The 19807-nt window shown below is 57.0% G+C and carries 21 protein-coding genes and 3 pseudogenes; 11 read left to right on the top strand and 13 right to left on the bottom strand.

Features of this window, described 5'->3' with window-relative positions:
- Window positions 1-224 precede the first annotated feature (224 nt).
- The 5 genes from mtnC to aroC form a co-directional block, all read right to left on the bottom strand.
- On the bottom strand, window positions 225-908 hold the full coding sequence (mtnC, locus tag ABRP31_RS08345) for an acireductone synthase (protein WP_349970538.1): 684 nt from the start codon (window positions 906-908) through the stop codon (window positions 225-227).
- 12 nt (window positions 909-920) lie between these two features.
- The gene (locus ABRP31_RS08340; RefSeq protein ID WP_349970537.1) at window positions 921-1469 is read right to left on the bottom strand and encodes an acireductone dioxygenase; all 549 of its coding nucleotides are present in this window, start codon (window positions 1467-1469) and stop codon (window positions 921-923) included.
- Window positions 1470-1553: 84 nt separating this feature from the next.
- A complete protein-coding gene (locus ABRP31_RS08335) occupies window positions 1554-2168 on the bottom strand; it encodes a methylthioribulose 1-phosphate dehydratase (RefSeq protein ID WP_349970536.1) in 615 nt (204 codons plus the stop codon).
- Window positions 2165-3358: an MFS transporter gene (locus ABRP31_RS08330; RefSeq protein ID WP_372489343.1), complete on the bottom strand. Its 1194-nt coding sequence runs from the start codon at window positions 3356-3358 to the stop codon at window positions 2165-2167. Before ABRP31_RS08330 ends, ABRP31_RS08335 begins: the two co-directional genes overlap by 4 nt.
- A gap of 6 nt (window positions 3359-3364) precedes the next feature.
- Window positions 3365-4456 carry a chorismate synthase gene (gene aroC / locus ABRP31_RS08325; RefSeq protein WP_087266992.1) on the bottom strand — a complete coding sequence of 364 codons (1092 nt, stop codon included), beginning with the start codon at window positions 4454-4456 and terminating at the stop codon, window positions 3365-3367.
- Between the two features lie 143 nt (window positions 4457-4599).
- Here aroC and ABRP31_RS08320 point away from each other — a divergent pair, with 143 nt between their 5' ends.
- Together ABRP31_RS08320 and ABRP31_RS08315 are read left to right on the top strand one after the other, a co-directional pair.
- Window positions 4600-5559, top strand: a complete 960-nt coding sequence (locus ABRP31_RS08320) for an alpha/beta hydrolase (protein ID WP_349970534.1) — start codon at window positions 4600-4602, stop codon at window positions 5557-5559.
- Window positions 5560-5677: 118 nt separating this feature from the next.
- Entirely contained in the window at window positions 5678-6481 is an 804-nt protein-coding gene (locus ABRP31_RS08315; RefSeq protein ID WP_087266986.1) for a hypothetical protein, read from the top strand.
- Between the two features lie 46 nt (window positions 6482-6527).
- On the opposite strand, the gene prmB is transcribed toward ABRP31_RS08315, so the two are convergent.
- Window positions 6528-7436, bottom strand: coding sequence for a 50S ribosomal protein L3 N(5)-glutamine methyltransferase (prmB, locus tag ABRP31_RS08310; protein WP_087266983.1), 909 nt, complete (start codon window positions 7434-7436; stop codon window positions 6528-6530).
- 275 nt (window positions 7437-7711) lie between these two features.
- On the opposite strand from prmB, the gene ABRP31_RS08305 reads away from it, so the two are divergent.
- The 3 genes from ABRP31_RS08305 to ABRP31_RS08295 all read left to right on the top strand — a co-directional run bounded on the left by ABRP31_RS08305 (window position 7712) and on the right by ABRP31_RS08295 (window position 9651).
- Window positions 7712-8302, top strand: coding sequence for a cysteine hydrolase family protein (locus tag ABRP31_RS08305; protein ID WP_087266980.1), 591 nt, complete (start codon window positions 7712-7714; stop codon window positions 8300-8302).
- A 228-nt stretch (window positions 8303-8530) separates the two neighbouring features.
- Window positions 8531-8851 carry a hypothetical protein gene (locus ABRP31_RS08300; RefSeq protein ID WP_349970533.1) on the top strand — a complete coding sequence of 107 codons (321 nt, stop codon included), beginning with the start codon at window positions 8531-8533 and terminating at the stop codon, window positions 8849-8851.
- A 242-nt stretch (window positions 8852-9093) separates the two neighbouring features.
- Window positions 9094-9651: a Smr/MutS family protein gene (locus tag ABRP31_RS08295; protein ID WP_349970532.1), complete on the top strand. Its 558-nt coding sequence runs from the start codon at window positions 9094-9096 to the stop codon at window positions 9649-9651.
- A gap of 31 nt (window positions 9652-9682) precedes the next feature.
- On the opposite strand, the gene ABRP31_RS08290 is transcribed toward ABRP31_RS08295, so the two are convergent.
- Window positions 9683-9871, bottom strand: coding sequence for a hypothetical protein (locus tag ABRP31_RS08290; protein ID WP_087266971.1), 189 nt, complete (start codon window positions 9869-9871; stop codon window positions 9683-9685).
- A 203-nt stretch (window positions 9872-10074) separates the two neighbouring features.
- Here ABRP31_RS08290 and ABRP31_RS08285 point away from each other — a divergent pair.
- The 4 genes and pseudogenes from ABRP31_RS08285 (at window position 10075) to ABRP31_RS08270 (ending at window position 11927) form a co-directional block, all read left to right on the top strand.
- A pseudogene (locus tag ABRP31_RS08285) lies at window positions 10075-10414 on the top strand (type II toxin-antitoxin system RelE/ParE family toxin).
- Window positions 10415-10424: 10 nt separating this feature from the next.
- Window positions 10425-10715 (top strand): XRE family transcriptional regulator, encoded by a 291-nt coding sequence (locus ABRP31_RS08280; protein ID WP_087266968.1) that lies wholly within the window; start codon window positions 10425-10427, stop codon window positions 10713-10715.
- 219 nt (window positions 10716-10934) lie between these two features.
- Window positions 10935-11480, top strand: a complete 546-nt coding sequence (gene folE, locus ABRP31_RS08275) for a GTP cyclohydrolase I FolE (RefSeq protein ID WP_087266964.1) — start codon at window positions 10935-10937, stop codon at window positions 11478-11480.
- 75 nt (window positions 11481-11555) lie between these two features.
- Window positions 11556-11927, top strand: a complete 372-nt coding sequence (locus ABRP31_RS08270) for a glutathione S-transferase N-terminal domain-containing protein (RefSeq protein WP_158099112.1) — start codon at window positions 11556-11558, stop codon at window positions 11925-11927.
- A gap of 21 nt (window positions 11928-11948) precedes the next feature.
- On the opposite strand, the gene ABRP31_RS08265 is transcribed toward ABRP31_RS08270, so the two are convergent.
- The 3 genes from ABRP31_RS08265 to ABRP31_RS08255 form a co-directional block, all read right to left on the bottom strand.
- Entirely contained in the window at window positions 11949-12341 is a 393-nt protein-coding gene (locus tag ABRP31_RS08265; protein ID WP_087266962.1) for a lysozyme inhibitor LprI family protein, read from the bottom strand.
- Between the two features lie 170 nt (window positions 12342-12511).
- A complete protein-coding gene (locus ABRP31_RS08260) occupies window positions 12512-13114 on the bottom strand; it encodes a glutathione S-transferase family protein (protein WP_087266958.1) in 603 nt (200 codons plus the stop codon).
- Between the two features lie 33 nt (window positions 13115-13147).
- Complete coding sequence (locus ABRP31_RS08255) at window positions 13148-14314, bottom strand: PLP-dependent aminotransferase family protein (protein WP_349970531.1); 1167 nt, start codon at window positions 14312-14314, stop codon at window positions 13148-13150.
- Between the two features lie 82 nt (window positions 14315-14396).
- On the opposite strand from ABRP31_RS08255, the gene ABRP31_RS08250 reads away from it, so the two are divergent.
- Both ABRP31_RS08250 and ABRP31_RS08245 read left to right on the top strand, forming a co-directional pair.
- The gene (locus ABRP31_RS08250; protein WP_087266952.1) at window positions 14397-14867 is read left to right on the top strand and encodes a MarR family winged helix-turn-helix transcriptional regulator; all 471 of its coding nucleotides are present in this window, start codon (window positions 14397-14399) and stop codon (window positions 14865-14867) included.
- 222 nt (window positions 14868-15089) lie between these two features.
- Window positions 15090-16283, top strand: coding sequence for a benzoate/H(+) symporter BenE family transporter (locus ABRP31_RS08245; RefSeq protein ID WP_349970530.1), 1194 nt, complete (start codon window positions 15090-15092; stop codon window positions 16281-16283).
- Window positions 16284-16456: 173 nt separating this feature from the next.
- Here the strand turns inward: ABRP31_RS08245 and ABRP31_RS08240 are convergent.
- The 3 genes and pseudogenes from ABRP31_RS08240 to ABRP31_RS08230 all read right to left on the bottom strand — a co-directional run.
- Window positions 16457-17050: pseudogene (locus ABRP31_RS08240) on the bottom strand (methyl-accepting chemotaxis protein); the annotation flags it as partial.
- Between the two features lie 267 nt (window positions 17051-17317).
- Window positions 17318-18427, bottom strand: a pseudogene (locus ABRP31_RS08235) (HAMP domain-containing protein); the annotation flags it as partial.
- A gap of 311 nt (window positions 18428-18738) precedes the next feature.
- Window positions 18739-19671, bottom strand: coding sequence for an LD-carboxypeptidase (locus ABRP31_RS08230; RefSeq protein WP_349970529.1), 933 nt, complete (start codon window positions 19669-19671; stop codon window positions 18739-18741).
- Window positions 19672-19807 lie beyond the last annotated feature (136 nt).

Genomic DNA, 19807 nt, shown 5'->3' with positions numbered 1-19807 from the left:
GCTTGATTGATTGCGCCGGGAATGGGTGGATCAGGAAACTACACGATTAAAAGCGCTGTAGAACAACACTCGAAACAAACAGGTATTACTTACCCAAGTAAAAGCCTCGTCCTACTTTTCAGCAGGACGAGGCTTACTTGCGTCGACAGATAATCGGCTTAAAAGACCGAGTTAGCGGATGGCGACCGCCGCTAACCCGCAAGCAGGACGGTTGCCTCGGAGGATCAAAGTGACGCGAGGTCTATATCGGCAAAACTCACCACGTTGACGTGGCCCGCTAACTCACCCCCCTCCCGTACCAGGCCGCAAGTGGCCATGCCGGCAGCCTTTGCGGCATCCAGCTCCTCGACGATGTCCGAAAGAAAAACGATCTCTTCTGCCGGCAAGCCAATGTCCTTGGTGATGTTGCGGTACGACTGCGCCTCACGTTTGGGCCCGGAAGTCGTGTCGTAGTAGCCGCTGAACAAGGCCGAAAGATCTCCCGCTTCAGAGCAGCCGAAGATCAGCTTCTGCGCCTGAATCGAGCCAGAGGAATAGACGTAAAGCCCGTAACCTTGCCGATGCCAGCTCTGCAGCGCGTGCACCGCGTCAGGGTAAACATGGCCTTTGAGCTGACCGGCGTCGTAACCCTGCTCCCATACCATGCCTTGCAGCGCTTTGAGCGGTGTGGCCTTGCGATCTTCGGCAATCCAGCTCAGAAGAATCTCGATGACACGCTCGACGTCGGCATCCGGCTCGGCGCTGTCTTCACGCACCTTTTGTAACTGCGTGGCGACGTCAGGGCGAGAGGCCTGCTGACGGACGAAATCCGGCAGATGTTTTGCCGCGTACGGAAACAACACGTCGAAGACAAAACTGACCGCGCTGGTGGTGCCTTCGATATCAGTCAGGACTGCTTTGATGGTCATGAACACCGAATCCTATAAATCGTCAAGCTGAGGAAATTGGCTAGCGATTTTCTCGCCAGTGAAATTCGCGACCCAGCCTTCAGTGTTGTTGAACAGGCGAATCGCCACGAAATGCGGATTCTCACCCATATCGAACCAGTGCGGCGTGCCCGCTGGAACCGAAATCAGGTCGTTCTTTTCGCACAGCACGGCGTAGACATACTCGCCGATATGCAAAGTGAACAGACCGCGCCCGGCGACGAAGAAGCGCACCTCGTCTTCGGAATGGCGATGTTCATCAAGGAACTTGGCGCGCAACTCGGCCTTTTGCGGGTGATCACTGTTGAGGCTGATCACATCGACGGTGACATAACCGCGTTCGGTCATAAGCTTGTCGATCTGCACGCGATAAGCGCTGATCACCTCCTCCTGGCTGGCACCCGGAGTAATTGGGGTCGCGGCCTGCCAGCGGTCAAAACCCACTCCATGTTCGGCGAGGGTCGAAGCGATGTCTTCCAGATGGGTCAGGACTTTATCGGGCTGCTCAGGGCTGGACTGGTGATAAACATACAGGCTGCTCATGGCGGCGCTCCTCAGTTCGGTTCGGCTCGGTTCAATGTGCCCTGCGACTTTTACAGGTCGCTCAGGCTGAACGCTAAAAAAACGTTATCGGTTCAGTACGGCAAGTGTCTTGAGTTCGCACTCAAAGAGGAACTCGAAAGCCTCGATCTGCCGCAGTGCGTCGCTCATCTTCGCGCCCCAGGTATATAAGCCATGGCCGCGAATCAGATAACCCGCGCAATCAGGGTGTGCATCAAGCCAGGGCTGCACTTTCGCCGCCAGACGCACGATATCCTGATCGTTGTCGAAAATGGGCACCACTACTCGCGACTCATGAGTCACCACGCCACTGAAGGCCTTTTGCAGCTCATAGTCTTCAAAGACCAGATGATCGGCCTTGGTCAGACGCGACAATACCGTCGCGTTGACCGAATGGGTGTGCAGCACTGCACCAACTTCCGGTTTGCAACTGTAGAGTTGCGTATGCAGCAAGGTTTCCGCAGACGGCTTTTTGCCAGCCTCCAGGCTGTTGCCTTCAAGATCAGTGGCCAGCACATCGTCAATGCCCAACTGGCCTTTGTGTTTGCCCGACACCGTCAACAGCACTTCAGTGGCAGACAGCCGCGCCGAGTAATTACTGCTGGTAGCAGGTGACCAGCCACGACCGTACAGAAAACGGCCGGCGTCGATAATTGCCTGACTCAGTTGTTCGCGGCTCATGCCCGCTCCTCTTTCATTCGTGTAGCTGCCATCACGGCAGCAGCCAGTGCCGCAGCACTGGCGATGGTAAATGTCCAGCCGGCGCCAAGGAAGTTCCAGGTGTAACCGGCGTAAAGCGCGCCCAACGCACCACCCGTCCCGGCCAAAGCCGCGTACAACGCCTGTCCCTGACCTTGTTGCTGCGAGCCGAAGCTACGTTGCACGAAGTGGATGGCAGACGCGTGAAAGCTGCCAAACGTGGCAGCATGCAGCAATTGGGCGAAGAGCAGCACCGTCAGATGGTCAGCAAGATTACCCAGCAACAGCCAGCGCAACGCCGCCAACAAAAAACTCGTCAACAGTACCTGACGTACCGAGAAGCGCTGCAATATCCGGCTCATGGCCATGAACATCAGCACCTCAGCAACGACGCCGACCGCCCAAAGCAACCCGATCAACCCTCGGGCGTAACCCAACTGCTCCAGATGCAGCGTCAGGAATGTGTTGTACGGGCCGTGACTCAATTGCATCAGCCCGACGCAGGCGTAGAAAGCCAACACTCCTGGACGAGTCAGTTGCCGGAAAAAACCACCCGTTTCAGCATGACTCGTCGACACGATCGGCTGCGCATTGGGCACCCACCAACTGCTGATGACAATCCCGAAAATGATAGCGACCAGTAAATAAGGGAAATAGTCGAGGCTCAACCACTCGAATAAACGCCCCACGCTGACTACGGTCAGGATGAAACCAATTGAGCCCCACAACCGGATCTGGCTGTAACGAGACGTCTGCCCGCGCAAGTGCGCCAAGGTAATGACTTCGAATTGCGGCAGGATTGCGTGCCAGAAGAACGCGTGCAGAGCCATGACCATCGCCAGCCAAAGGTAGCTTTGCTCGATCAGAATCAGGGAAAACGCGAGTAGCCCACAGATAGCTCCTAGCCGCACGATCACCAATCGACGTCCGGTGTGATCCCCTAGCCAACCCCAGATATTTGGGGCAACACAACGCATCAGCATCGGGATCGCCACCAGCTCGCCAATGCGCGCGCTGGAGAACCCGAGGTGGCTTAAGTACAACGGCAGGAATGGCGCGGTAGAGCCCAGCAAGGCGAAGTAGAAAACGTAAAAACTGGACAGCCGCCAATAAGGCAACTGTCCAGCCGGGGATTGCGTCACGTCAGTTGCCCTTGGCAGCAGCAACGCCATCGGGCATTACAGCTGACCCAGCACAGGCGTGGTCACTCGGACGTCGGCGTTCTGGCCACGATGACGCAGCAGATGATCAAGAAGCACGATAGCCATCATGGCCTCGGCGATCGGCGTGGCGCGAATGCCGACGCATGGGTCATGACGCCCCTTGGTGATCACATCTACCGGGTTGCCGTGAACATCAATCGAATGCCCGGGCGTGGTGATGCTGGAGGTCGGCTTGAGCGCCAGGTGCGCCACAATCGGCTGACCTGAGGAAATACCGCCGAGAATGCCGCCAGAGTTGTTCGACAGAAAACCTGCAGGCGTCAGCTCGTCGCGGTGCTCGGTGCCGCGTTGCGCAACACTGGCGAAACCGGCGCCGATTTCCACTCCCTTGACTGCATTGATGCTCATCAGCGCATGAGCCAGATCAGCATCCAGACGGTCGAAGATCGGCTCGCCCAGGCCCGGCATCACGCCTTCAGCAACGACCGTGATTTTTGCGCCGACTGAATCCTGATCACGACGCAACTGGTCCATATAGGCTTCCAGCTCCGGAACCTTGTCGGGATCCGGGCAGAAAAACGCATTCTGCTCAACCGAATCCCAGGTCTTGAACGGGATATCGATCGGCCCGAGCTGGCTCATGTAACCGCGTACCACGATGCCCATCTTTGCCAGATACTTTTTGGCGATAGCGCCAGCCGCCACGCGCATGGCTGTTTCCCGCGCCGAGCTGCGACCGCCGCCGCGATAATCACGAACACCATACTTGTGGTGGTAGGTGTAGTCAGCGTGGGCCGGACGGAACTGTTCCTGAATCGCCGAATAATCCTTGGACTTCTGATCAGTGTTGCGAATCAGCAAGCCAATGGAGGTGCCGGTGGTTTTGCCTTCGAAAACGCCGGAAAGGATTTCAACTTCATCCGCTTCCTGGCGCTGGGTCGTGTGGCGACTGGTGCCGGGCTTGCGCCGATCCAGATCAATTTGCAGGTCTTGCAGCGACAGCTCAAGGCCCGGCGGGCAGCCGTCAACGATAGCAACCAGCGCCGGACCATGGCTTTCGCCGGCGGTGGTGACAGTGAACAGCTTGCCGAAGGTGTTGCCGGACATGCGGACGCTCCGATAAATCAGCGAAAAAACCAGATCGATATAAACAGACCCGCCAGTATACGCAGGCTGCTCGTGTAGTTCATCCTCGAACCTTATTCGTCTGGCCGCGTCCAATCGGCATCCAAACAGATAGTGGCCCAACGATGCTACGAGTTATCGCTTTGATTCTTCCCCTGCTCACCGGGCTTGCTCATGCTGCCACCCCATCCGTACTGCAGCGACCCATCGTCCTGCAAACCGCGACGGGCGAGTTGTCCGGTACCTTGTTGCTGCCCAAATCCACTGAACCGGTGCCCGTGGTGTTGATCATCGCGGGTTCCGGCCCTACGGACCGCGATGGCAACAATCCCGACGGCGGGCGCAACGACAGCATGAAACGCCTGGCGCGCATCCTCGCCAAACACAACATCGCCAGCGTGCGTTATGACAAACGCGGCGTTGCCGCCAGCAAGGCAGCGACCCCGGATGAGCGCAACCTGAGCATTGAGGCCTATGTTGCCGATGCACAAGCCTGGGGCCAGAAACTCAAGGCTGACCCACGTCTGGGTCAATTGATCCTGCTGGGCCACAGCGAGGGCGCACTGGTGGCGGCTCTGGCGGCTGAAAAAGCCGGTGCTGCCGCTGTGATCTCCGTGGCTGGCACCGGCCGCCCAGTAGATCAAGTGTTACGCGAGCAACTGCAATACCGTCTGCCACCGCCACTGCTCTTGCGCAGCAATCAGTTGATCGACGAAATCAAGGCGGGCAAGACCGACAACGATGTTCCGGCCGAACTTGAAGTGGTGTTCCGGCCCAGTGTTCAGCCGTATCTGATTTCGTTGTTCCGTCAGGACCCGGCCGCGGCGTTCGGCAAGCTGCAAGTCCCGGCGCTGATCGTGCAGGGTCGCCATGATATTCAGGTGGGTGTCGGTGACGCCGAGCTATTGAAAAAGGCGAAACCCGATGCCGAACTGGCCTTGATCGAAGGCATGAACCACGTGTTACGTATCGTGCCGAACGACATCAAGCGTCAGCTGGCGTCGTACAAAGATCCGCAACTGCCGCTGTCGAGTGAGCTTTCCACACGGATTTTGCGTTTCATAGACGCCGTGCCTGCGGCGTAACCATGGAAATTTGACGTCAGGAAATCACGGACACCCTTCAGGACTCGTAAAAACGGCCGATAGGGATTTGCTGGCACTGTGTTTGCTGCACAGGGTCAAGGACAGGATCGCCGTAAACATGACAGAAACAACAGCATTACCCGACACCATTGAAGACACCAAAGCCGCTGAAGCTCAAGCCTCGGCGCCTGCGCAGTTGTGGGACGACGTCAAGCCGGAACACTTTCTGATGCTGCGCCTGGCCCCGCTGCAGACCGACCGTGCCACAGGTGGCCGGCCGTTGCGCTTTGTCCAGTTTGGTCGTGCCGAGCGCCACAGCAAGGAATTGAGCCTGCTGCGCCTGAACATTCAATTGCCAGGCCAACGGGTGCGGCGTGAACAGAATCATCTGGATGTCTGGGTCGATCATGAAAAGCATATCGTGCGCTTCGGGCCCGATTCCGGTTTGCAGATCGAGCCATGGAACCGTGGCATCGGGCGTTTTCTGATTGCTCAGGGTATCCACTGGGCGCAGAAAAAATGGTCGGCCTACAAAGTCGAAACGTTTGCCCTGCCTAGCAAGGACGGCCTGAACGAAGACACCCGCTTGCGCCGCGACCACTTCCTGAAAACTCAGGGATTCGAAGTTGCCTATGCTGATGCGCAGCACATGAAGGGCAGTTTCAAGGAAGTCCAGGTGGGCAACCTGCACAGCACCTGGAACAACGACAAGATTCAAATCATCGAAATTCTCGAGGCCTCACAGATGCTGGAGGGCGCCGAGAAGAAGATGATTGAGCAGGAAGGGTTGATCCGTCAGCACGAGGATCGAGTCGGCAAGTACAAACGTGAAGACAGCGGCTTGCGCTTCACTATTGCCTGCCTGGTTACTTTTGCAGTCTTCCAGGCCGGGTTGCTGATCTGGATTGCAACCCACCGCTAGCCTTCAAACTCAAGGCGCTCACCGAGAGCGCCTTGAATCTGATCAATCAGACCCGCGATTCAAACAATGCCTGATGCTCCCGGCACTGGGCAGCGCTGAGCATGAAAACGCCGTGACCGCCGCGCAGGAAATCCAGCCAGGTGAAGTCAACTTCCGGGTACAGCGCCTGGACGTGAACCTGACTGTTGCCAACTTCAACAATCAACAGACCCTTTTCGGTCAGATGATTCGCCGCCTGACTCAACATCCGTCGCACCAGATTCAGACCATCACTGCCGCAAGCCAAGGCAAGTTCCGGCTCGTGCTGGTATTCGTCCGGCATATCCGAAAAATCTTCGGAGTCGACATAAGGCGGGTTGGAGACGATCAAGTCGAAACGCTGGCCCGGCAGGCCATCAAAGCCATCGCCCTGAACGGTATAGACACGCTGGTCAACGCCATGGCGTTCGATGTTCTGGTTGGCAACTTCCAGCGCTTCAAACGACAGGTCGGCCAACACGACTTCGGCCTCCGGAAACTCGTCGGCGCAAGCAATACCGATGCAGCCAGAACCCGTACACAGGTCCAGAATGCGGGCTGGCTCGTCCGCCAGCCAAGGGGCGAAGTGGTTTTCGATCAGCTCGGCGATCGGTGAGCGAGGGATCAGTACACGCTCATCGACAATGAACGACATCCCGCAGAACCATGCCTCACCCAGCAGATAAGGCGTTGGCACGCGCTCATCAATGCGGCGTGCAATCAAACGCTGAAGCTCGGAGATTTCATCAAGCTCCAGCCGGCAATCCAGATAGCTGTCGGCAATTTCCCAAGGCAGGTGCAAGGCGCCCAGAACCAACTGGCGCGCCTCGTCCCAGGCGTTATCGGTGCCGTGCCCAAAAAACAGGTCTTCTTCGTGAAAGCGACTAACCGCCCAACGGATATGGTCGCGCACAGTGCGCAAGCGGGATGTGATCACTGGGACAAGCTCCTTGGAATACGTCTTGGGATTCTAGCAGCCAGGAACGTATCACACGATGCCCCCGTGCCATTACTGATCCACCCATTTCTGACGCATCTCATGTTCGACGATGGTTATGGATACGCGGCTTTTCAATCAGGGCATAATGCTATCCGCCTGGATCAACCAACGCCGCTACAGGCCAGAGAATCCGGAGCTTCTCATCGTCGCCATTCCCAGAACCGCTCCAGCGGAGGAGAATGTCGCAAAAGCCCCACACAAAGGAGCCCCAGATGTCCGATCCAAAGACCATGTTTCAACTCAGCGGCCGTGGCTATGCAGCGGCCACTTTGAGTAATGCCACGCTGATTATTATCGATGCACAGAAAGAATATCTCAGCGGTCCGCTGGCCCTGACCGGAGTAAATGAAGCTGCGGCGAACATCTGCCAGCTGGTAGCAGCCGCCCGCGCTGGAAAATGCCCGATCGTGCATATCCGCCATCTCGGCACAGTCGGTGGCCTGTTCGATCCGCAAGGCGAGCGCGGCGAGTTCATGCCAGACCTCAAGCCACATGAAGGCGAGCAGGTAGTGGAAAAGCGTCTGCCCAATGCCTTTAACGGCACCGGACTGGATGACCTGCTGCAAAGCCTGGGTCATCTTGACCTGATCGTTTGCGGCTTCATGAGCCATTCGAGCATCAGCACCACCGTGCGCGCAGCAAAGGATTACGGCTATCGCTGCACCCTGGTGGACGACGCTTGCGCAACCCGCGACTTGCCGAGCCCGGACGGCGTGGTCAGCGCCCATATCGTTCATCGCACCGAAATGGCGATCATGAACGATAACTTTGCGACTCTGGCCCTTACCAAAGACCTGATCTGAAGCACCAGCCTCCAGAAGTCAACTGTCCTGCCCGGCTAAGAGTGTCACCACTCCATGCCGGACTGCCTTGCTCAGGTTCCCCCGCGCTACCGCCGCAATAGCGGTCATGTGACGCCGTTCACATAACCGCCCATCCATTAATGCCCGCCTTCTGCCCTTCAATCCCTCCCTGCGGGAACCAGCCGCCCTTTATGCGAGTCAGACCCCGATACTCTGGAGGAAATCGGAATGAAAGTATCCGACGGTTTTGATGCCCGTCGCCTGCGTCCAAAAGGACCGGGTAGTTGGGGCGTGCGCATTGGTTCGGCCATTGCTGCCCTGTTGGCCACTTTCGGCGTATTGCTGGCGATGGCCGGTGTTTCCATCCTGATTGGCCGCCCGCAAGTATTGGGTGAACTCAATGCCAGTCCGCTGGGCGCAGCGTTGGTAGTGTTCGGTGGTTTGTTGGTGCTCTACGTCGGCGTCTGGCTATGGCGCCGCTGCCGACTGGGCCGCCGCCGCAAAAACGGTCTGAACATGTCGCCGCATTTGATGAAGAAGAATGATTGAGCGGTAGTTCCTGTCGGGAATGTCGTGCGGTAGGACTGGCTTTAGCCGCGAGGACAATGTTCCTGCCAAATGTTCCTGCCAATGGATACCCATCGAATTTACGGCCCCTTTCCCGGGCCTTACGATAAATCGCGTCATGTCAGTGATTTTTTGCAGGGGCAGACCCGAGTTGCCAAAAGCGGCGTTTTAATCACGCCGCAGACCACGACTTGGTTAAACTAGCCCCCTTCGCGGAGGCTGACATGCAAGACGACGATTTTTCCCTGTTCAAAAAAGAGTTACGCGGCGTCAAGCCCATCAAGCAAGAATATGCCGATGTCGGCAAACCGAAAACCGACCGTAAACTCCTGGCCAAACTGCGTCAGTCCGCAACGGTGCGCACCAATTCAGTAAGAGTCGATGGACTGTCGGATCAGTTCGTGATCGACGTCGGGCCAGAGGATGTATTGAGTTGGTCCCGCGATGGCGTGCAGGAAGGCCAGATGCGTAAGCTCAAGCTCGGTCAGATCAGCTTCGAGGGCAGCCTGGATTTGCACGGCATGACCGTCGAGGTCGCGAGGGAAACCTTGTGGGAGTTTCTCGCCGAAGCCACCAAGCTGGAAATCCGCTGCGTGCGCGTCACTCATGGCAAGGCGGTGCGACTGGACGGCAAACGCCCTATGATCAAAAGCCACGTCAACACCTGGTTGCGACAACATCCCCAGGTGTTGGGATTCTGTTCGTGCCAGGCGAAGCACGGCGGCGCGGGAGCGGTTTACGTGATCCTGAAGCGGACCATGATGGAAGGCCGCGACGAGTAACCCGTCGCAGCCTGAACACACTCCGGGTTCGTTACGGTCGTCCGCCAGGGCCGCCACCACCTGGACCACCGCGGTCGCCACCTTCATAGTGACCGCCGCCACCGTGCCCGCCACCGCCTCCATGCCCGCCGGGCCCGCCTGGACCCCAGAATGGCCAGCAGCCTGAGACGGTAGACAGCACAGCAACCACTATTGCCACTTTCATCATTCGACCAAACATCACTTCACTCTCTCATGCGACAGGTATTTGTTACCTGCTCGTTCAGACAGCGTGTGAGGGGTTATTTCTGTCGCGGGTTGGTAGGGGCTTGGTAAGCGATTGGATACATATCTACCACCGTCTCTCATCATCAGTGACTACAGTAGGCATCCGCAAGTCTTCCGCCATTGCCATATGCACCTATTTAGGTACACTGCATCCTCATGCCTGATGACACACCTGTTCTCGCCGTACGTTTCTTCTGCACAGACGCTGGCAATGAGCCGGTTCGTGAATGGCTATCAAATCTAACGCCAGCACAGGCGACTGATCGGGATTGATATAAAAGCCGTCCAACTCGGATGGCCGATGGGTATGCCCGTTGTTCGAAAGCTTGAAGCCGGGCTCTGGGAGGTCAGGGTTGATCTTGGCGATACCATTGCCCGGGTACTGTTCACGATCACAGCTTGCGAAATGGTATTGCTTCACGGCTTCATCAAAAAAAGCCAGAAGACACCTTCAACGGATTTAACGACTGCACGACAGCGCAAGTCGCGGCTATGAGGAGCCAATGATGAACGAGAACGTAGGATCTGACTTCGACGATTTTCTTGCGGAACAGGATCTTGTCGAAGAAGTCACCGCTGCGGCACTGAAACGAGTCATATCCTGGCAGCTTGCAGAAACGATGAGGCTTCAGAAAGTTACCAAAAAAGACCTCGCCGAGCGGATGCATACCAGCCGGACAGTGGTGGACCGCGCCCTTGATGAGAGCGACGCGGGGATGACTCTGGCAACCCTGGCCAGTGCAGCACGTGCTTTGGGACAACGCGTGGAAGTACGACTGTTGCCCAATATCAAGTAGCAATCGTCTCACCACAAGACTGCCGTGACCCCGTGAAAGCGGTCTGGAAGGCAACCTACCGACATCGAGCGATACAATTGCCGCCTGTCCTACGTTACTATGTCGCGCAACGCAGGCTTGCCCTGCATTTCTTGCTGATCAGCCTGGCCATGTCGTGCAAATGTTGGTTATCGACACGGTACCGCTGCGGACAGCATTACCTTTTACGGAACAACCCCTGTGACACTGGAACAGAACTACACCGCGATCCTTGGCCAACTGGGGGAAGACGTTTCCCGCGAAGGTCTGCTCGACACTCCCAAACGCGCTGCCAAGGCAATGCAGTATCTGTGTCGCGGTTATCAGCAAACGCTGGAAGAGGTCACCAATGGTGCCCTGTTCAGCTCCGACGCCAGCGAAATGGTGATGGTCAAGGACATCGAATTGTATTCGCTGTGCGAGCATCACTTGTTGCCGTTCATTGGCAAGGCGCATGTTGCCTACATCCCTAATGGCAAGGTGCTGGGTCTGTCCAAGGTCGCACGCATTGTGGACATGTACGCCCGCCGCCTGCAGATCCAGGAAAACCTCAGCCGCCAGATCGCCGAAGCGATCATGCAAGTGACCGGCGCAGTGGGCGTTGCCGTGGTAATCGAAGCCAAGCACATGTGCATGATGATGCGCGGTGTCGAAAAGCAGAACTCGTCGATGATCACTTCGGTCATGCTCGGCGAATTCCGCGAAAACGCTGCCACCCGCAGCGAGTTCCTCAGCCTCATCAAGTGACTGACGCCCTGCCCGGCTGACCACTCGCCGGGCCATGGGCGATACGTTCCCGCCTGTTTCTCGCGAGGTCTTCACGTGTTTATAAAAGCTTTGAGGGTTGGCCTTGGCCAACTGGTGATCTTCGGCGACTTCATTACCCGCCCGGCGAAGAAAAAACGCACGCCCGAGGCCCAGGCTGCCGTCGAGCAGTCAGCAAAGAATCTGAGCCTGTATCAGTTCAATGCTTGCCCGTTCTGCGTCAAAACCCGTCGTACCCTGCACAAGCTCAACGTCCCGGTGGCACTGCACGACGCCAAAAACAATGAGCACGATCGTCAGACCCTGCTCAATGAAGGCGGCAAGATCAAAGTCCCTTGCCTGCGTATCGAAGAAGACGGCAAGACTACCTGGATGTACGAATCCAAAGTAATCATCGACTATCTGAATCAGCGTTTCGCTACGGTCTGATTCACGCCCCGCTGCCCGACATCAGTTCGGGCAGCCCTCCTGACGGCACGCCGCATAAGCCTTCAACTGGTCTACCCGGACTTGGGTATGCTCAGCCAGACACCGGGACTGCAGCAGTGGCCAGATAGAGCCGGAGTCCTCAGGCTTACCTACCTGATACGTACAATCCGCATCACGGAAAGCAATCCACTTCTGCTGCGCGCTCTTCAGCGCCTGCTGCTTCGCGGGCGTCTGCAAGTACGCCATTTGCGCCTTGTATTGCGTGTTCAGCTCCGCGTCCAGTGTCGCCAGTTGCTTGCTCGCGCATTGGTTCATCGCGGCCTGGTTGGCATCACAATCTTCTGTTTTCGCAGAAGCAGAGCAACCAATACCCAGCGCCATGAACATCAGCACTGCCATCATTGAAAAGCGCATAGGGAATTCCTTTCCTGAAGTCGTTGATATCGGGTCACGGGGTCGCTCCCGAAGGGCGCGCAGACTAAATGCCTGTGCTGACACAGCCAAGTGATTTCAGCCCTGCTAAACAATCGGACATAAAAAAGCCGGTCATGTTGCGTGACCGGCTTTTCAGGCATCCATTTCGATCAGTCCAGCATCCCCACGTAACCAGGTTGCGCCTTCACACGCTCCAGCCATTGCTCGATGCCAGGATATGGCGTCAGGTCGAAACCGCCCTGATGGGCAACATGGGTGTACGCGTACAACGCAATGTCTGCGATGGAAAAGTTATCGCCGACCAGGAACGGCGTGCGTTTCAGTTGCTGCTCCATCACTGCCAGCGCGCGGTAACCGGCTTTATGCAACGAACGATATTCCTCCAGACGCTCCTCAGGCAGCCCCAGATAAAACTGGATGAAGCGAGCGACGGCGATGCTTGGCTCATGGCTGTACTGCTCGAAGAACTGCCATTGCAGCACTTGAGTACGCAGTCGCGGTTCGCTTGGCAGGTACTGGCTACCATCGGCGAGAAAATTGAGGATCGCGTTGGACTCCCACAAACAGGTGCCGTCCTCAAGCTCCAGTACTGGAATCTTGCCGTTGGGGTTCTTCTCCAGAAAGGCTGCGGTCTGGGTTTCACCATTGAGGATATCCACCGCCACCCAGTGGTATTCAACACCCAGCAAGTTGAGCATCAGCTTGATCTTGTAGCAGTTTCCCGATTTGTAATCGCCGTAAACCTTGTACATCCCCTTCTCCTTAAATTCGCCTGATGCTCGCTGCTAAGCGGCCTGCTCTAACTGGGCCTGACGTACAACTGCCGCCAATCGTCTCAGACCTTCGTCAAGACGGGCCGGGTCGATATGGCTGAAGTTAAGCCTCAGGTAACCAGGATTAGCATCCGGATCAGCGAAAAACGGCTCCCCCGGCATAAACGCGACATCCTGCTTCAGCGCTTCATCGAGCAAAGTCCGTGTATCCATTGGCTGCTTGAGCGTCAGCCAGAAAAACAGACCACCTTGCGGACTGTTCCAGTCAGCTATATCGGCAAAGTGTTGTTTTAGTGCAGCCTCAAATGCATCCCGACGCTGACGGTAGAAGCTCTGCAATTGCGAAAGGTGCTCATGGTAGTGCTCGGTCCCGATCCATTGCAGTGCCTGCCACTGACCCAAACGGTTGGTGTGCAGATCCGCTGACTGCTTCAAACGCAGCAGATGTGGGAACAGATCGGGGCTGGCGATCAGATAACCGACCCGCAAGCCAGGCAACAGGGTTTTCGACACGGTACCGGTGTAGATCCAGCTGGCTTTTTGCAAACGACTGGCGATGGGCTTGGCACTGCCGCCATCAAATGTCAGATCGCGATAGGGTTCGTCTTCGATCAATGTCACGCCGAACTCATCAAGCATCGCAGCCACGGCCACCCGGCTGGCCTCGCTGTAACGCACTGCAGAGGGATTCTGAAAAGTCGGAATCAGATAAGCGAACGCAGGTTTGTGCTGCTCCAGTTGCTCACGCAATGCAATTAAATCAGGGCCATCGGTTTGCAGCGGCACAGTGAGGCAATTGGCGCCGAACAACTGGAAGATCTGCAGCGCAGCCAGGTAAGTCGGCGCCTCGAGCACAATCTTTGTGCCCTTATCGATGTACAGCTTGGCCGCCAGATCCAGCGTCTGCTGCGAACCACTGACGATCAATACCTGGCTGGCATCGCATCGCAAACCGATAGCTCGCGCCTCTGCGGCCAAGGCTTCGCGCAATTCAGGCTCGCCCTCGCTCATGCCGTACTGGCCAAGCGCAACGGGCATGTCCGCCCATTCCACCTTGGGTAGCATGGCTTCGGCCGGCAGGCCACCGGCGAACGACATGACTTCCGGACGCTGCGCTGCGGCAAGGATTTCACGAATCAGAGAACTTTTAAGCCGGGACACGCGTTCAGAGAAAGCCATTGAGATCACCGCTAGCCGAAGTAATTGGAAATAAGTCAAACTGGTTGACCGAAATTACGACGCCGGACACAGATACGTCAATATGCTTGACCTTAAAAATTCCGCCTCCCAACAAGCAGCCATGGAAGCTTTCTTCTTCGGCTATCAGGCATTCACAGCCAAAGCCGATGAGATGCTCGCCCGCCGAGGCTTCAGCCGTGTACACCAACGCGTGGTGTTTTTCATCGCGCGCTACCCGGAGTTGAGCGTGAAAGAGCTGCTCGGCGTGCTGGGTGTGAGCAAGCAGGCACTCAACGCGCCTCTGCGTCAGTTGATCGCCATGGACCTGGTCCACAGCACCGCCCCGGACAGTGACAAACGTAAACGTCTGTTGGGGCTGACGGAAGAAGGCGTCAAGTTTGAGCAGGCATTGCGCCGCGAACAGGTAAAGCTGTTGCAACGGGTTTTTGCCGAAGCGGGTCGCGATGCCGTTGATGGCTGGCTGCAGGTCAATGAAGCGCTGGGCAGGACTTTGCAGGGTAGCGCAAGGCCTGTTTCTCGCGAGGATGATTGAACATCCAGCACTGGACCTGTAGGACTCACCGAGGTTAAGAGGCCAGCGATAGCGATGTGTCAGACAGACCGCCATCGCTGCCTCGCGGTGCTCATGAGTTCCTACAGGGTCAGACTGCCTGGTAACTGTACTCACGTTTACGAATACCGCTGTATCGCAACACTCTGATACCACTACGTTTACGCTTGCAGCCTGCCGTTGCACACGCTCAAGGATGGATCGATGAACGCTTCACCCCCCGCCCGCCTACGCCCATTGGCCGACACCTCCCCCGCCGCGATAGTCGCTGGTTTTATCGCCATGATGACGGGCTGTACCAGTTCGCTGGTACTGATGTTCCAGGCGGGTCAGGCAGCCGGATTGACCAGTGCGCAGATTTCTTCGTGGATCTGGGCATTGTTCGTGGGTATGGCCATATGCAGCATCGGCCTTTCGTTGCGTTATCGGACACCCATCACCGTGGCCTGGTCGACCCCCGGCGCAGCCTTGCTGATCACCAGCCTGGGTGGCGTGGCGTATCCAGAGGCCATCGGTGCGTTTATCACCTGTGCGGTGTTGGTCATCATTTGCGGCGTGACTGGCAGCTTTGATCGACTGGTAAAAAAGCTTCCCGCATCCCTGGCTGCGGCGTTGCTGGCAGGCATCCTGTTCAAGATCGGCAGCGAAATCTTTGTCGCCGCCCAACACCGTACCTCACTGGTGCTGGGCATGTTTTTTACCTACCTGCTGATCAAACGGGTATCACCGCGTTACGCCGTATTGGGTGCGCTGCTGGTGGGCACGGCGCTCTCAGGATGGTTGGGCTTACTGGATTTCAGCGGGTTTACCCTAGAAGTCGCGATGCCGGTCTGGACGACTCCAGAGTTTTCCCTGGCAGCAACCGTGAGTATCGGCATTCCGCTTTTTGTAGTGGCCATGACCTCGCAGAACATGCCGGGTATCGCCGTGTTGCGCGCTGATGGTTACCACGTGCCTGCCTCGCCGCTGATTTCAGTCACCGGCATTGCTTCATTACTGCTTGCGCCGTTCGGTTCCCACGGGCTCAATCTGGCCGCCATCAGTGCAGCCATTTGCACCAGCGCCCACGCTCATGAAGACCGGGACAAACGATACACAGCCGCCATCTGGTGCGGGATTTTCTACGCCATTGCAGCCATTTATGGCGGGGCGCTGGCGGCATTGTTCGGCGCGTTCCCCAAGGAGTTAGTGCTATCGATCGCAGCTCTGGCGTTGTTCGGCTCGATCATCAATGGCCTGACTGTTGCCATGAATGAACCCAAGGAACGCGAGGCGGCCCTGATCACCTTTATGGTGACCGCGTCAGGCCTGACTTTGCTTTCTATTGGTTCGGCGTTCTGGGGGATTGTTGCGGGGGTTGTGACGATGGTGATCTTGAACGGGAGGTCGCGTCGGTAGAGGCAGATCGTTTCAGCAATACATCTACCTTCAAAGATGATTCTCTGGGTCTAACTCTTCTGCGCAGAAACCGAGTGACCTGTAGCTGCCGAAGGCTGCAATAGCGGTGCGTCAAACCAAGTGCTTCGCAGCCTTCGACAGCGCCTACAGGCCAGTAAAGATTTCGTGTTCCGCTACAACCTGAAATGTCCGACCATCCCTTTCAGCTCGGTCCCAAGTAATGCCAGCTCGGTGCTCGACGCCGCATTGCCACGCATGGCCACGGCCGACTGGTCGGCGCTGGCGCGAATATTGGTGACGCTGCGGTTGATCTCTTCAGCCACTGAAGTCTGCTGTTCTGCCGCCGCGGCGATTTGCTGGTTCATCTGCTGGATAATCGAAACCGCCGCAGCAATGCTGCCCAGTGCGCTTTCTGTTTGCAGCACATCGCTGACTGCAAGTTTGACCAGCTCACCGCTGCTCTGAATCTGCGCCACCGAAGCCGACGCACCGGTGCGAAGACTACTGATGAGACGTTCGATTTCTTCGGTGGACTGCTGAGTGCGTTTGGCCAATGCCCGGACCTCATCGGCCACCACCGCAAAGCCCCTGCCCTGTTCACCTGCACGCGCCGCCTCGATGGCGGCGTTGAGAGCCAAAAGGTTGGTCTGTTCGGCCACGCTTTTAATCACACCCAGCACGGTGCCAATGTTCTGGATCTCGGCACTTAGGTTTTCGATGCTGTCGCTCGCGGACGCCGAAGAGCTCGCCAGTTGCTCAATCCGCTGAAGGCTCTGGCGCACCACTGTCTGGCCGCTGTCGACCTTGTCATCCGCGCTCTGAGCAGCAAGTGCCGCCTCTTCCGCATTGCGGGCGACGTCATGTACGGTTGCCGTCATCTGGTTCATCGCCGTCGCGACCTGCTCGGTCTCTTCCTGCTGATGACTGACTTCACGATTGGTCTGCTCGGTCACAGCCGAAAGTGAATGCGCAGAGCTGGCCAACTGATCGATACCCGCTTGCAGACCACTGACTATGCCGCTCAGGCCTGCCCCCATTTGCTGCATGGACAGCATCAATTGGCCGATCTCATCACTGCGACGCACCTCGATACTGCCACTCAGATCGCCCGCCGCGATGCGTTGCGCAACAGCAATAACGCTGCGGAGCGGCCGGACGATCAAGCGAGTGATCAGCAGCGAAGCAATCACGCCCACCAGCAAGGCCACCACGGATGACCCGATGATCTGCAACGTGTTCGTGGTGAGCTGCGCCTGCATTGACTGATCTTCAGCGGCATAAGCCTGCTTCACCTGCTCGACGACCTGTCTGGCATTAGCTGCCAATTGCTGCGAAACCTGAGCCTCACTGGCGAGCAAATCGGTGTATTCGCTCAATTTGTCGTTGAAGTTGCCAATATGCGTGCTGACTTCACCCAGCACCGTTAGATAGCCCTCATCCTTGACAACGCCCTTGAGCTCTTCGGCCAGCGTCTTTGCCTCATCTGCCTGCTGGATTTTGCCAGTCTTGACCTCATCACCCGAACCCGTCTTTCGGCTCTTGTCGAGACGCACTCGCGCCTCGTCCATGGCCTGCATCATCAGCCTGGAAACCTGGCTGACCTGATTGGCCTGCTCAATGAACTCAGCACCCTGCTCACCCTTTGAATCCTTGAGCCAATAAGTACCGTCATCTGCCAACCCGGCCTGCAAAACATCCAGGTTGTTGGCAACACTGGAAACCGACCAACTGGCCATTTCCAGAGCAAGGTCCTTGCTTTGGCTGATATCAACGAACTGATCGAAAGACGTGCGGTAAGCGCTGAGCGTTTGCTGGACCTCAGCCATTCTGGACTCGCTGGCCGGGGACTGGGATTTCAGCTGTTCAGCCAGTGCATTCAACTCGTCAATGCCTGCATGCAGTTGCTCAACGATCTTGGGGTCACTGCGCAGTGCGTATTCCTGCTCCAGCAACCGAACCTTGAGCAGCCCGCTGTTGAGGGATGACATCTGTTTCAGTCCGTCGAAATGAACGCTGATATTTTTCAACGACCAGACGCCGATCGCCGCCACCAGAGCGGTCAGCAGCAAAACCAGCGTGAACCCCACGCCAAGTTTTTTGGCCACACCAAGATTGGCAACTCGAGCTTGCACGGCCGAAATCATAGCGCTCATCCCCGTTCGATGACTCAAAGCGACCCGCCTTTCGACTGAGGCCTTTGAATCGCACCATTCAATAATCGTGCAGATTCGCAATGGATCTGGGGATGTACAAGAGTTTGACGCCGAGCTAATGGCAATTAGCTATGCCGAAGTCGTTTTCAGACTGTTCCGGGGGTTAAACCAGATCAAGGGTCAGCTAAAAGCTCCGGATTTTCAGGATGGAAGCGCTGAAAAACTTACGAACAGCCACGCGCGAACGCCCGATTCGGAGCAATTACCCAGAGTGGAGCGCTGATTACGTGCAGATATGGGCGTCAGCGTGTCGCAGCACCAACCAGCAAGGTTCCGGCATCAGCATCCAGCGTGGCCTCTATGCCCAGAGGCACCGCGTAGTTGACGGCGTCATGGCCGATGGACAGACCGCCCAGGACAGGAACACCCAAGTCCCCCAGTCGCTCCATCAATACGCTTGAATGGGTGATCGCTCCTGTAGCGCCTTTGGGTTCACTGAACTGCCCAACCGCAATGCCTGCCAGCCCATTCAGCGCACCACTGTTGAGGAGTTGGGTCAGCAGACGGTCGACTCGATAAGCTGCCTCACCCACATCCTCGATCAACAGAATGGCGCCGTTCAGGTCAGGGATGTAGCCAGTGCCCACGCTGCTGCTGAGTATGCTCAGGTTACCGCCCAGCAATATGCCTTGAGCAGTGCCACGAGTACGCACATCGAAAGTGCGCTCCGCTGGATCTGCTGACACCACAACCGGTTCGGTGCTCATGGTCACGTGCCGCAGACCGCTGACGAACACGCCACCCCGCTCAAGCTGACTGGCGACAGGCCCGTGAATGGTCGCCAGTCGCGCATGTTCCCAGAGCGCTCCGTGAAATGCAGTGATATCAGAAAACCCAATCACGAGCTTCGGATCACGCCTTACCGCATCGAAGTCCAGATGCTGAACAATCCGTTGCGCGCCATAACCGCCACGATTGCAGAAGAGTGCGCGGATTTCCGGATCGGCCAGAGCGGCATTGAAGTCAGCAAGCCGATGCTCATCGGTGCCCGCATAGAAAGAGTGAGTATCCAGCGCGTGAGGGTAAATGCGGGGCTTCAGGCCCCAGCTCTTCAGAACTTCTGCCGCGCTCTCGACCTTCGCCGCCGCCACCGGGCCAGCAGGTGAAACCAGAGCTACAGCGTCTCCAGGGCGCAGTACGTTGGGGCGAAGGGTTGGCAAGCAGGTAGGCGACATTCGGGGAACTCAGGCTTCAGGTAAGGGAGCCAATGTAGATTAGTCTCGGCTGACGATCTACATAGATAAATATTACCCTTGATTTAAAAGCTTATCTCCAGCGGGTACACGCCTATTCATCATTCAACTGGATCGC

This window comes from Pseudomonas caspiana (assembly GCF_040224095.2).
In the GTDB taxonomy this organism is placed as follows: Bacteria; Pseudomonadota; Gammaproteobacteria; order Pseudomonadales; family Pseudomonadaceae; genus Aquipseudomonas; species Aquipseudomonas caspiana.
This window is presented reverse-complemented; position numbering and strand designations above follow the sequence as displayed.